Annotated in this window: 10 protein-coding genes; 2 read left to right on the top strand and 8 right to left on the bottom strand. The window is 40.1% G+C overall.

Translation table 11 applies throughout. The features are described from left to right. Positions 1-11: 11 nt before the first annotated feature. The 3 genes from A33I_RS18295 to glsA form a co-directional block, all read right to left on the bottom strand. On the bottom strand, positions 12-1,403 hold the full coding sequence (locus A33I_RS18295; RefSeq protein WP_022629768.1) for a YjiH family protein: 1,392 nt from the start codon (positions 1,401-1,403) through the stop codon (positions 12-14). Positions 1,404-1,491: 88 nt separating this feature from the next. After that, positions 1,492-2,859: a sigma-54 interaction domain-containing protein gene (locus A33I_RS18290; RefSeq protein WP_022629767.1), complete on the bottom strand. Its 1,368-nt coding sequence runs from the start codon at positions 2,857-2,859 to the stop codon at positions 1,492-1,494. 1,098 nt (positions 2,860-3,957) lie between these two features. After that, positions 3,958-4,902, bottom strand: coding sequence for a glutaminase A (gene glsA / locus A33I_RS18285; protein ID WP_012957461.1), 945 nt, complete (start codon positions 4,900-4,902; stop codon positions 3,958-3,960). 511 nt (positions 4,903-5,413) lie between these two features. Here glsA and A33I_RS18280 point away from each other — a divergent pair. Next, positions 5,414-6,367, top strand: coding sequence for a hypothetical protein (locus A33I_RS18280; RefSeq protein WP_152976496.1), 954 nt, complete (start codon positions 5,414-5,416; stop codon positions 6,365-6,367). 17 nt (positions 6,368-6,384) lie between these two features. On the opposite strand, the gene A33I_RS18275 is transcribed toward A33I_RS18280, so the two are convergent. From A33I_RS18275 to A33I_RS18265, 3 genes are all read right to left on the bottom strand, one after another. Beyond that, positions 6,385-7,188 carry a hypothetical protein gene (locus A33I_RS18275; protein ID WP_022629765.1) on the bottom strand — a complete coding sequence of 268 codons (804 nt, stop codon included), beginning with the start codon at positions 7,186-7,188 and terminating at the stop codon, positions 6,385-6,387. A 120-nt stretch (positions 7,189-7,308) separates the two neighbouring features. After that, on the bottom strand, positions 7,309-7,650 hold the full coding sequence (locus A33I_RS18270) for a hypothetical protein (RefSeq protein ID WP_022629764.1): 342 nt from the start codon (positions 7,648-7,650) through the stop codon (positions 7,309-7,311). 25 nt (positions 7,651-7,675) lie between these two features. After that, positions 7,676-9,253: an LXG domain-containing protein gene (locus A33I_RS18265; RefSeq protein ID WP_022629763.1), complete on the bottom strand. Its 1,578-nt coding sequence runs from the start codon at positions 9,251-9,253 to the stop codon at positions 7,676-7,678. A 326-nt stretch (positions 9,254-9,579) separates the two neighbouring features. Here A33I_RS18265 and A33I_RS18260 point away from each other — a divergent pair, with 326 nt between their 5' ends. Continuing rightward, positions 9,580-10,452 (top strand): GNAT family N-acetyltransferase, encoded by an 873-nt coding sequence (locus A33I_RS18260; RefSeq protein WP_022629762.1) that lies wholly within the window; start codon positions 9,580-9,582, stop codon positions 10,450-10,452. Positions 10,453-10,512: 60 nt separating this feature from the next. On the opposite strand, the gene A33I_RS18255 is transcribed toward A33I_RS18260, so the two are convergent. Beyond that, positions 10,513-11,271: a 5-oxoprolinase subunit PxpA gene (locus A33I_RS18255; RefSeq protein ID WP_022629761.1), complete on the bottom strand. Its 759-nt coding sequence runs from the start codon at positions 11,269-11,271 to the stop codon at positions 10,513-10,515. A gap of 39 nt (positions 11,272-11,310) precedes the next feature. Further along, positions 11,311-12,534, bottom strand: coding sequence for an NRAMP family divalent metal transporter (locus tag A33I_RS18250; protein ID WP_022629760.1), 1,224 nt, complete (start codon positions 12,532-12,534; stop codon positions 11,311-11,313). Positions 12,535-12,551: the final 17 nt, after the last annotated feature.

Genomic DNA, 12,551 nt, shown 5'->3' with positions numbered 1-12,551 from the left:
GATCCGTTCACTTAGAAGAAAAAGACGTGTGCCATGAACACAATAATCGGCAATGTAATAATCGTACGCTGGAAAAATACAATGACTAGATCAAGCAGGCTCAGAGGAATCTTTGAGCGAAGCAGTAAAATACCAATCTCGGACATATAGATAAGCTGAGTCATTGAAACTGCCGCAATAACAAAGCGAGTTAATTCACTTTCAATTCCGCTCCCGACCACTGCAGGTAAAAACATGTCTGCAAAGCCTACAAGTAACGCCGGGGCAGCAGCTTGCGCCTCTGGGATTCTAAGTAATTCTAGGATCGGTACAAAAGGATAGGATAAATAAGTAAAGACAGATGTGTATTCGGCAACAATTAAAGCAATCGTTCCTAATGCCATAACAAGCGGAATGAGCCCAAACCAAATATCTAAGACATTTTGAAAACCTTTTGTTGCTACACCTTTCACACTTTTCACTTTTGAAGCTGTAGCTACAGCTCTTTCTAACGCCCACTGTCTGCTCGTTTTCCCCTCAGGCACTTCTTCTGAAATTTGTTTTCCAGCCCCCTCATAGTACGTATCCGCTTTTCTTGAGAGCGGCGGAATTCTAGGACAGATAATGGCTGCAATCAACCCTGCCACGATAACCGTCAAATAAAATGGAATAAACATATAATCAAGACCGATAAAACTAATGACGACTAAGCTAAACGCGATTGATGCAACAGAGAAATTCGTCGCAATGACCGCTGCTTCGCGTTTTGTATAGAATCCTTCCTCATACTGCTTTGTGGTTATAAGCACCCCTACCGTACCGCTTCCCATCCAAGAAGCAACCGCATCAATGGAGGATCTGCCCGGAAGACGGAATAAAGGGCGCATCACTTTTCTAAGTGAAGTTCCAATAAAGTCCATTAATCCAAACTCCAGCAATAAAGGCATAAGAAGGCCGGCAAATAGAAACCACATCGTGAGTACAGGAACTAATTCATACAGAACTGTCCCTCCTGTATAAGCATCCCAGATAAAGGCAGGTCCTATTTCAAAAATGACCATAACGGCAAACAATGCCCCTGCTGCTCGCATCACCAGCCAAAAGCCGCTGACATGAAACAAGCCTTTAAGAAAAGCAGAGTTCATGATCCATTGAGGCTTGGCTACGTTTGCTGCGATTGTTAATACAACCGATAACAAGAGCACTGCTACCATAAAGGCTGGGAGATAATCAGCAGTTATTCCCTGAGCAGTTTCAGCTAAAATTCCGACTCCAATGGTCCATTTCCCACCATAATTTAATGGAATAAGGAATAGAAACAAACCCACTATTGATGGGATAATGAATTTCAACTTGTTGGTTGTGGTCATCGTTTCTTCTCGTTCAAACTCTGAAACTAAAATCTCCTTTTTCTCTAACTCCATAAAAGCACCTCACCTTACCCTTTAGTTTTAGACCTACATGCTTCTCTAGATGTGTAACTTTTTATAATGCAATAAATGTACCAATTAATCATTTTATTTTATATTTGCTTAATTTTCTGACTATTGTAGGTTGACTGACACCTAAATATTTTGCCATCTCAACAGTGGTTCTATATTGAGTTTTAGCTTTTTGGAGAACCTCTCTCTCGACTCCTTCAAGGATCTCAGGGAGCGTCTTCTCTTCTAGCTTTAAAGCTTGTCCATACGGAAGATAATAAGATTCAGGCAAATCATTAATTGTAATGATTTCTGAAGTAGAAACAACTACGAGCCTCTCAATTAAATTAATGAGTTCTCGAATATTTCCTGGCCACGGCTGCTTAAATAATTGCTGTTTCACCGCATCATCAAGCAGCCTGCTGCGGTTATATTTCTTTGAGAACTGTTCAACAAAATGGTCTAGCAGGGGGAGAATATCGGTTGTTCGCTGCCTTAGCGGCGGTATACGGATTGGAACAACATTCAATCTAAAATAAAGATCTTCTCTAAACTTCTTTTCTTGAACTAACTGCTCTAACGGCTGGTTTGTTGCAGCAATCAGCCTGAAATCAACCGTTCTTGGTTTCGTACCTCCTACCCGGTAAAACTGTTTTTCTTGGATAAAACGTAAGACCTTTACTTGTAATGGAAGGGACAACTCTCCTATTTCATCTAAAAAAAGCGTTCCCCCTTCGGCTAGCTCTGCTAAACCAAGCTTTCCTTTTTTATTTGCACTGGTAAAAGACCCTGCTTCATACCCAAAGAACTCTGATTCAAAAAGACTTTCAGGAATAGCTCCGCAGTTCACTTCAATAAACGGCTTATCACAACGCCCGCTCTCCCTGTGAATGAGCTTTGCTAAATGAGTCTTCCCTACACCCGACTCTCCTAGAATGAGAACGTTCACATCAACTTCCGCCACCTGTTTTGCGACGGATAAACATTTTTTCATTTCATAAGAGCTCCCAACAAAGCCAGTGTTTTTCATCTGTTGATTACGCAGTACCTCGATTTCATTTTTTACCCTTTCCATCTCATCTTGCATCTCAGCTAAAAAATGCTTCATATTCACCATTTCAGTAATGTCATGAGAATACGATGCAATTCTGTATACCTCGCCTTCTTCATCGAAAACAGGCACTCCGGTTATTAACAGCTTTCTGCCTTTATTTGTCGTTTGAATGATATTGACTCGATCCTTCTTTTTTAGCACAAGAGGCGTCACGATTGGAGTAAAAACCCCTTGTCTTTCTAGGTCATATACAGAAGCCCCTACAATCTCTCTCTCCTCTATTCCATATAATGCTTTTGTTTCTTCGCTCACCCTTAAGATTTGACCATTTTTGTCTGTTACTAGTAAATCATCTTTTAGTGCATTTAATATTTCTTCACTCTCTTCCGCTTTGCTCATCCTCATGTCATATCCTCCTGAGTATTATTCATCTATGAATAAAATACTTATTTTATTTTTATGTATTTTCAGAATTTATCTTATTGTACACTGGCTTTATTCATTTTTGAATAGATAATACATTTTTGCATAAAAAGAGAACTTCTCGTTAAAACGAGAGAGTTCAACCCTTTGCTTAGTTTGCCAATGATATGGCCCTATCATCATCAGCGGATTTTATTTAAATACTGTCCGTTAGTCTATGCAAATCTGCTGAATCTACGTACACTGTATTATTCTTGATGAATGTGAGAAACATCAAGGGTCAGCAAACGCTCTATTATTCTTTTATTTTGACTTATGCGTTGCTGCATAAAAACTTTCTCCGCCAAACCTCCGTCATGACCTCCTATTTTTGAGCGCCTTCATCAGGGCGCTTTTTTGTTCTGAAAAGCCAGAAGGACACCGCTGGACACGCGCACATTGAAAGAGTCCCTCCTGCCATAAGTGTTGATCTCCGCTGCAAGCGCACGCTTTCCGCGGGCGGTCCGGGAGCCTACACGTCGTCTCTACTCATAACAGATATAAGTCCACTGAAAAATGGGTCCCCCTGCAGTAATTGTTGATCTCCGCTGCAGGCACACGCTTTCCGCGGGCGGTCCGGAAGCCTCCTCGGGCTTACGCCCTGTGGGGTCTTCCCTGGCCACGCACATCCCGCAGGAGTCGGTGCCTTCCACTCCAATCAACGGAGCGAGAAGGTTGTACAGTGCTCCCTCAATATAAGTAGCACTTAGTAAATAGAACCGAATCTATTAACTACATCATCCACTCGATTCAGGGAGAAAGCAACAACCCAGCGGATGAAATATGCGAATGCTCCTGCGGTGCCTAGAGCAGGGCTGAGATCCCACAGGGTCAAAGCCCGAGGAAGCTCAGCAGCTCATGGCGGAAAGCGAAGCATAGTTCAGGAGCGGCGATACAACTCTAACATACTAGAGTTGTATTCTAAAAAAGCAATTTAAAACTAAACAAGACGACACCCATTTAATGAATGTCGCCTTGTTTTACATTATTTATCAGGTCGTTTTACATGCACTCTCCATCACTCTAATCCAAGTCTTCTTGCTACTGATTAAATAAACTTAAATTCCAGCGTTCTGATATATTTCTTAATAAGCGTATACCGGCAATACTATTGCGGTGTTCATTTAAATCTGGCCCAAGTACTCCTATGCCCATTCTGCCTGGTATGGCTGCCATGATTCCTCCAGAGATTCCGCTTTTAGCTGGAATTCCTACATCTACAGCAAACGCACCGGATTGATCATACATCCCGCAAGTAACCATAAATGTCTTTAATACTCTCACAACATCTCTTGGAATCAGTTCCTCACCCGTTTCAATATCTACGCCGTAATTAGCAATGACAGCAGCAATCCTTGATAATTCCTTAATATTCATTTCAATCGATGTCATCCGCCAGTAGACAGGAAGCACATCTTCAAGGTCATGCTTCTCATTTATATATCCCCCGTAGCGATTATAATAGAATAAGGCACGATTAAGGTCATGTCCTTCTGCTTTTACAATCTCGGGGTTATAATCAATTTTGTCGTTGCCAGCGAGTTTACGAGTCAGGTCAAGGATCCTGCCAAATTTCTCATCCACGGAACTTCCTTTTACTTGACCGACAACAGCAATCGCCCCCGCATTTACCATCGGATTCAACGGCCCGCCGTCTTCTTGCAGCTCCATCTTGCTTAGTGAATGATAAGGGTCTCCAGTCGGCTCTTTGCCGACATGCTTAAATACTTCTTCTTCTCCTTGATCCATTAAAGCCACAGCGAGTGATATGATTTTAGATATACTCTGGATTGAAAAGGTCCCTTCATCATCACCAGCTTGTACGTATCTGCCATCTAGTCCCATCATGGCCATAGATACTGCTCCGTGATCCTCATTGTCTACTTTTTCAATGTATTCAGGGATCTTGCCGTCCCTTGCTGCTTGCTTTTCTTCTTTTATGATCTTTTCTAAATAATCCTTAATATCTTCTTTTATTTGATTCATCTTTATTCCTCCCCTGTATACTTCATTGATTCCCTGAAAACACCTTGCTTAACCAACTTTTTCACCAGAAAGATAAGACCATCTTCCGTTGAGATAACCTTCTCCTAATCCGCTCATAAGACTATTTACTCATTTATAGATTGATAGGTTTATAGAAAAGAGAAACTGGCAAATATATAGGTAACAAAACAAAAAACAAATACTAAATATAAAAACACTACATACACAAGGAGGAGTTATCATGAGTTTAAAAGAGTATATCCAATCAATTAACAATATGTTAGAGGAAGCTAAGAAAGAGGTTGTATCTACACAGAAGTAATCATGTAGAACTAAAAAAAGCCAAGAGGTCTGCTTTTGATAAAAGTCGACCTCTTGGCTTTTTTTGTGCGCATGTCTTGACCAGGCTAGTAATTGGTGCAATACTTTTTCTGGTAGATTTTTAATTGGGTGGGAGGCGTTCATTATAAAACAAGCATTTATGAAAATATTATTATTTGCAGGCATGTTCTTGTCAGCTTTCTTCATTATATTTATCGCCTACATCACAGCGAGCGAATTTTTCGTGGAAAAAGCAGCTGACATAAGTACACTTCTCGGCTATATATTTTTCATTTTAATTATTAGCTATCTATTTGCAGCAGCGTTAAAGAGGTTAACTTCTTATACGCTCAATTTTCTTGACAGCTTAATTATACGCGTGGTTCATGGATTAACTATTTTTCTCTCACTCACCATTCCTATCACGATTGCTTATAACTCACTTGCTTCTATTATTCCGTTTTCTTTCCACTTGTACATTTTATTCTTCATTGGCTTCCTGCTGCTTCATATTTGGCTATTTACAAAGTGGGACATTATTATTTTCACGAGAGATATCCACCATTCAGAGATGACTTTATCAGATGATGATTGGTATAAGCTTTATGTAGAAAGAAAAAAGGATTATGAAAAGCATAAAAAAGCAGAACAAGAAGAACCACAGTTTCACCTTAATGATGGTGAAACCATAATTGTGACGTACAGCCGGATAAAGGGAGTCTTAAATCTATTGTTTCAATTTGCGATTCTTGCTCTATTTGGTTTCATAATGTACATATTAGTGGTAGTTGATTTTAATTTATTTATTTCCTTAACCTTTGGATATTTAGTGTTACTTGGAATCTACCGTTTTTTGATACGTATCTTCTACACTACTATTTGGCTGTTCAGAAAAGATACGGTTCTTTTTAGGTATGATCAGCACAAATTGATTTACAACGATCAAACCTTCTATTTTCATGACATGACTTACTTCTCATTTGGAGCACAGCCACCGTTTTCGCTAAACCTCCATTTAAAGAAGGATGAAGAGATCCGCATTCCTACTTGGAATCTACTTTTCACTAAACGATTAAATGATCATCTAGGTGTGATGGCAAATTGTATTAGGAGAAACAAAAGAAAGCATTCACCTAAAAAATAGATGAATGCTTTTTATCTTTATTCACTTACTTGTTTAGCAACAATGGCTACACCTTCTGCCATTACATTCCACTCTTCCGTTGATTCAAGCGTCACTCGAACAGGAAGTTTTTCGCCTTCTTGATAACTTATGACCCAGATCCCTTCACTACCCGGCAAGAAGAACGTGATGTTCTCTAGATAGGGATCCTCATCAATCGAAGGAATATGAAAGAATGAGATATTATGAAGAGTCCATGCATGGTTATCTAAATCTGTCAAAAACGCTTGGAAGTGTATTTCCTCTTCTGGCGAGAGATCTGCAAGCATCTGCACCTTCCTTACATTATCTCGCACACTCAGTAAGTCAAACGCTTCATCAGATAGGGCAAACGTTCTTTGTACATCCGGCCGCTTCTCGCTAAATGCATAATAATCTTTGATCATCTGAGGCATTTCATCTACAGTCATATAAGCAAATTCATGAATGATATCGCGGTCGATTGAGTGAAGCAGCCATGTTTGTCCTTCGATATGATGCAGCATTGCCGCATGTTGATTTGGCGCATCAGGAATACGAATCATATAATTTGACTCAACATAGGATTTGATAAACATCTGCATTTCCTCGCTTAATGGAATCCCTCCGTTACGTTCAGCTTCTTCAACCCAAAGGTCTTTTACCATTAATTGATGAGCTGTCGCCTTCATCACAGCATCCCACTCTTGTTGAGTTTTCGTCCCTAGCCCTGTCTCTAGAATTCCTTTTGCTACATTCGGAAATCCCGTTAACGATACGAGCAGCGCCAGCTCCTCAGTCGAACACTTCATTACAAAATTCATTTGCCTATAACACATCCTTCGGTATTGCTCATCGTTTAGGTATCAACAAGCTTATTTATAAAAAAATCGTTCTACACTACTGTTAATGTATTAAAATATACTTATTCACCAGACCCATTCTTATTTCAAAAAGATCATCTCTAATACTCCGAATAAAATATAATAAAAAAAGATTGCTAAAATTCCTGCTAAAAAATACGTAATAATGTATATAAGTTTTGCTATAAACCAATTATGTTTCTTAAAACGATTAAAGAAATAAGGGCCTCCTCCAACCGTTGCTTTCATAAAAAAATTAGTGGATTTTTGAAATCGCGTTTCTGGCGGTTCGAAAATACCCCACTCATAATATTCCACCAAAAACTTTCCTAACAATAGCACACCGAAACCAAAACCGAATTGAGAAGCTATCATAAGTCCATATAAATTTTCGAAAAATGTAATTACACTCTCTGCATTCAAAACAAATACTCACCTACACTCAACTTTAATTAAACCAACTTTGAACATACTTCAAACCTTTTCCAACAGGAGTATTTGATATTTTCTCCATTGAATTTTTTCCAATTTCCCCGCCAATATCTTTGATTTTTTCACCAGCTGCAGTACTCACAATTCCTCCTACTAGGCCTCCTAAAGCACCTCCTACTACAATACCAACAGGACCACCAACACTTCCAATCGTAGCACCAACTTTAGCTCCGGCAGCTATTGCTACAGCATCGGTGCCAATCCCCGCAAATGCTCTACCAATGCTTTCTCCAAGGCTTCTATCTGCACCTTGACTTCCAAAAATCTCTGCTCCATTCGCTACAAACGAAACCGCTGTCCCTACAATCGGAACCCTTCTCCCCACAGTCTGCAAACCTTTCACATCAAACACTTGCTTTACAATTTCTTTCGTTCCTGTTGTCATCCTTGATTGGAACGTGGTTTGTAAAGTTGAACCTACGACAGAGCCTGTGTGGTTTTTAGGGAATCCCGCCAAATGGCTCAGCATATGGGACGGGCTGTTGTAGCTTGCTGCAAATCGCTGCAGTCCTTGTGCCATTGGATTGGTTTGCTGGGATCTTGAGAAGTCTAGTAAGAACTTTGCTGTTTTTGAGCTGTGCTTGCTTTTGCTCGTCCACGACTCATGAGCACCCACCGAAAAACGATAGTCTCCTCTTAATCTTTGCATAATACTCGGTGTTTTATCAGGTAGATACTTAACTTTTAATTTTCTCGTTAAATAGATGGTAGAAGTCGTCATTGCAGCTTGGGACCCTACTACAGCTAAATCAGAGAACCCGATCGTTTGGTTCGCTCTATTGAAATAGTCTAGCACTCTTCCTACCCAAGATGGTGATTCTTCTTTATTTTGTGTACTTTGTTCTATACTTTGACCCGTTTTTGATAGAAGCGTTTCATTTACCATTTTATAGCTAACATCTTCCTTTAATTGACCCGATATAAAGGATGAGATCGCAAATCCTTGCTGGGCAAACATATTGGAGATCGTTGTCAGGTATTGACTCATGATTCGTAAACTTTCTTCTACCGTATGCAAGGAATTTGTTTGTTCATAGTCGAAGTGCATAATGTTCTCACTTGTCTCAATCACATGCTTTTTCGCTTGATCAATATGCATCAGTACGTCGTCATCGCTAACACGCGGCAGATGTAGAATATCTGATACACGCTGCATAATTGAATTCGCCTGATCAGTCAGATACATGGTTGTATTTCTTGCCTGCTCTAATCCTTGGTTTAAGTCATCGTCTAAAAATTGTTGATGAATAAAACCATTCGGTGCTGGCTCAAACGAATACATTGCCCCTTTGATCTGATCAAGAATCGAGGAATACTCATCAATGACGGCTTGGAATAACAATAAAAATGGCTGGTGGCATTCTTCGTAAAACGAACGAATAGCATCAGCCCCGCTCCCTTTAAAGGAATCTTGAAGTGATGTGAATGATTTTATTGCTTGTTCAATTTGCTGGATCTGTTCGCTTTGTTTTGTGAGAGTGCGTTTTGTTTCATCAATGGCAAAATCAAGAGCACTCACATCTAATACTTTCATTTCCCCCATCACCCACTTTAGATTTTTTAAAGAGACGTTTCTGTTTAAAATCGCTTATTATATTTAAGCAGTTTACGATTTATTTTTAGATTTTCCCTTATATTCCACTTCTTTAGAAATCGTTATTTATTCACCATAATTAGCATCTTTTTAACTATAGCACGCTCATTTTATAAACCAATGGGATAAATGGATTAAATTGCCTTAATCAGTTAAGACCTTAGCACCAATTCGAGTTTTGACCGTCTTTATTGTTAAAAAATAGACAGATTATAACCAATATTTGCTACGATTTAAGCACTGGATGAAGGTTCTAGGAGTGATAAATGTTGATTACGTTTACCCGTCAATTTGCAAGCAAGGAAGCCGCTTCTTTTCTTGCAAGATTAAATGGTTTAAAGGAACATCATGTCGGCTATTGTGGAGAATCTGCTGATGAAATTGCCCATACTTTGGAACAAGAATTCTCAGACCTGCCATTAGAACGTTCCTGCATCGCGGCTTTTGAAGATGGTGAAATGGTTGGCTTTCTAGGTCTAGATATTGACCTGAATGAAAATGAAGCAGAAATTTGGGGACCTTTCGTATCTGTTCAAGATTGGGAAGGAGTTGCTTATGCGATGTGGGAACAGCTAGCAGCTGACCTCCCTCCGCTAACCTATAATGGCTTCTACAACCAGGCTCATAACTATGCTCATCCTTTTATGACCCATATCGGTGCTAGAAAAACTGGACAGCATACGATTTTGACTGTACGTAAAAATGAAGCTGCTCTAGGTAATAGGAGTGTTGTATATCATAAGCCCGCTGAGCATCATTTTGCCTCTTTTAAAGCACTGCACGATAAAACGTTTCCTAACACTTACTTCAGCGCTGAAGAGATGTGGAAGGCCCAATCTAGCACCAACCAGCTTCTGGCTGCAGAAGAAAAAGATCAGACCATTGGGTATATTTATGTGACGGCGAGCCCCTCTTTTAAGGAAGGGGATATCCACTTCTTAGCTGTTGATGAGGCTTATCGAAGAAAAGGAATCGGCGCACAATTGCTGCAAAGCGGGATACGAGCATTATTTTCTTACAAGGAGATCGAGGAGATTACTCTATGTGTCAATAATAATCAAAAAGCTGCACTTCATTCTTATCTAAAAGCGGGATTTACTGAAGTTCATCAGTTAACTGCTTATAAATTAAAGCAATAATCACCTATAACTATTTCATGTAACACAAAAAGAGAGTCTCCGGACTCTCTTTTTTACGTGCTATTTTACAGGAGCGATCGTAATCCCTTCGTTTGTGAGGACCTCTCGTAAGGTTTGCGCAAAAGATAATGCATTCTCACCATCTCCGTGGATGCATACCGTGTCTGCTTTAATCTTAACGATAGAACCGTCAACTGCTGTAACGGTGCCTTCTTTCACCATCTGCAGTACCTGCTCTACCGCTGCATTTGTATCATGGATTAATGCATTCGCTTCTGTGCGCGGTGTTAAAGAGCCATCCGGCTGATAGGTACGATCAGCGAATACTTCATTTGCCACCGTTAATCCCAATTCTTCTCCTGCCTTTGTAAGCTCACTTCCTGATAGGCCAAATAACACAAGCGACGGATCCGTATCATGGACAGCCTGTGCGATCGCCTTCGCCATCACAGGATCCTTTGCCGCCATATTAAATAGTGCACCATGTGGTTTAACATGCTTCATTGAGACATTATTTAAGTGACAAAAACCTTTCAGGGCATTAATTTGATAGATAACAAAGTGATAAATATCCTCTGAACTCGTTTGGATCTGCCGTCTGCCAAAGCCCATTAAATCTTGAAAGCCAGGGTGAGCTCCGATGCTCACTCCTCTTTCTTTAGCCATCTTAACTGTTTGTGCCATCACATTATGATCACCAGCATGGTAGCCGCAAGCCACATTTGCCGAGCTGATATGATCTAAAATAAATTCATCCTGCCCTATTTTATAAGCTCCAAAACTTTCCCCTAAATCACAGTTTAGATCTACTCTCGTCATCCTCTCACTCCCTCAAAAAAGTTCATTTTTTCTCTATCATTAGAATAGCTGTGGAATCATTTGAGTCAACGTGTGAATACCTAAGTATGTTGTTAAAATAACAATGATCGCACCAAAGATCGTCATCCAAATAGGGTGCTTATAATCGCCGACAATTCGTGAACGGTGTGCCGCAAGAAGCACACATGATAACGTTAATGGAAGAATTAATCCATTGAATGCCCCCGCTAAAATTAACAAGGTAACAGGGCGGCCGATAAAGGCAAAGACAGCTGTTGAGAAGACAATGAAGCCGATCGTCCAATAATTTTTATTTTTCTCAATGCTTTTATGGAATGTTGTTAAGAAGGATACAGATGTATAAGCTGCACCAATAACAGACGTAATCCCAGCAAACCATAACACTAAACCAAAAATACGGTAACCAACCTCACCTGCAGCTATTTGGAATACAGAAGCAGTAGGGTTCTCTGCATTTAAAGCAAAGCCTGCTGAAACCACCCCAAGGACGGCAAGGAATAAAATAAAACGCATAATAGAAGCAACAACAATGCCTGAAATCGCTGTATTTGTAACGTGACGGATATTTTCTTTACCAGAAATACCTGCCTCAAGCAAGCGGTGACCACCGGCAAACGTAATATAGCCTCCAACCGTACCACCTACGACTGTAATTAACGCCAGAAAATCAATTTCAAGCGGTGCCACTGTACGGATAGCAGCCTCTGCATAAGGAGGATTACTTACAAACATTACATAAAGAGTTAGTAAAATCATAACAGCGCCTAAATAACGCACAATTTTATCCATTGCTACATTCGCTTCTTTAAGCGTAAAAATAACGATACAAATCACACCGGTCATTACAGCACCGATTCTTGGATCAAGCCCCATTAACGCATTGACCCCAAGTCCGCCCCCAGCGACATTCCCGATATTAAAAGCAAGACCTCCTAGCACTATAAAGAAAGCAACAACGTAGCCAAGGCCCGGCAGAACCGCATTCGCGATCTCTTGTCCGCGCATTTTTGAAACAGCAATAATACGCCAGATGTTCATTTGAGCACCAATATCTAAAATAATTGAAGCTAAAATAATAAAAGCAAAACTAGCTAACAGCTGCTCGGTGAATACAGCTGTCTGCGTTAAAAAGCCAGGCCCTATAGCTGAGGTGGCCATTAAGAAAGCCGCTCCCATCGTGGCGCTTAAACGCTGCTTCGCTGTCATTTTTCCTTGCTGTTCATCAATTGGATTTTGATTCATATGTATCACCCTTTCAC

The organism is Alkalihalophilus marmarensis DSM 21297 (assembly GCF_000474275.2).
In the GTDB taxonomy this organism is placed as follows: Bacteria; Bacillota; Bacilli; order Bacillales; family Bacillaceae_D; genus Alkalihalophilus; species Alkalihalophilus marmarensis.
The sequence above is the reverse complement of the archived record's forward strand: the minus strand, read 5'-3'. Positions and strand labels throughout refer to the sequence as shown.

What these genes read in the sequence shown, in the direction of transcription:
- A33I_RS18295 (WP_022629768.1), bottom strand. Translation starts at nt 1,403, where the DNA reads ATGGAGTTAGAGAAAAAGGAGATTTTAGTTTCAGAGTTTGAACGAGAA.
- A33I_RS18290 (WP_022629767.1), bottom strand. Translation starts at nt 2,859, where the DNA reads ATGAGGATGAGCAAAGCGGAAGAGAGTGAAGAAATATTAAATGCACTA.
- glsA (WP_012957461.1), bottom strand. Translation starts at nt 4,902, where the DNA reads ATGAATCAAATAAAAGAAGATATTAAGGATTATTTAGAAAAGATCATA.
- A33I_RS18275 (WP_022629765.1), bottom strand. Translation starts at nt 7,188, where the DNA reads ATGAATTTTGTAATGAAGTGTTCGACTGAGGAGCTGGCGCTGCTCGTA.
- A33I_RS18265 (WP_022629763.1), bottom strand. Translation starts at nt 9,253, where the DNA reads ATGAAAGTATTAGATGTGAGTGCTCTTGATTTTGCCATTGATGAAACA.
- A33I_RS18260 (WP_022629762.1), top strand. Translation starts at nt 9,580, where the DNA reads ATGTTGATTACGTTTACCCGTCAATTTGCAAGCAAGGAAGCCGCTTCT.
- A33I_RS18255 (WP_022629761.1), bottom strand. Translation starts at nt 11,271, where the DNA reads ATGACGAGAGTAGATCTAAACTGTGATTTAGGGGAAAGTTTTGGAGCT.
- A33I_RS18250 (WP_022629760.1), bottom strand. Translation starts at nt 12,534, where the DNA reads ATGAATCAAAATCCAATTGATGAACAGCAAGGAAAAATGACAGCGAAG.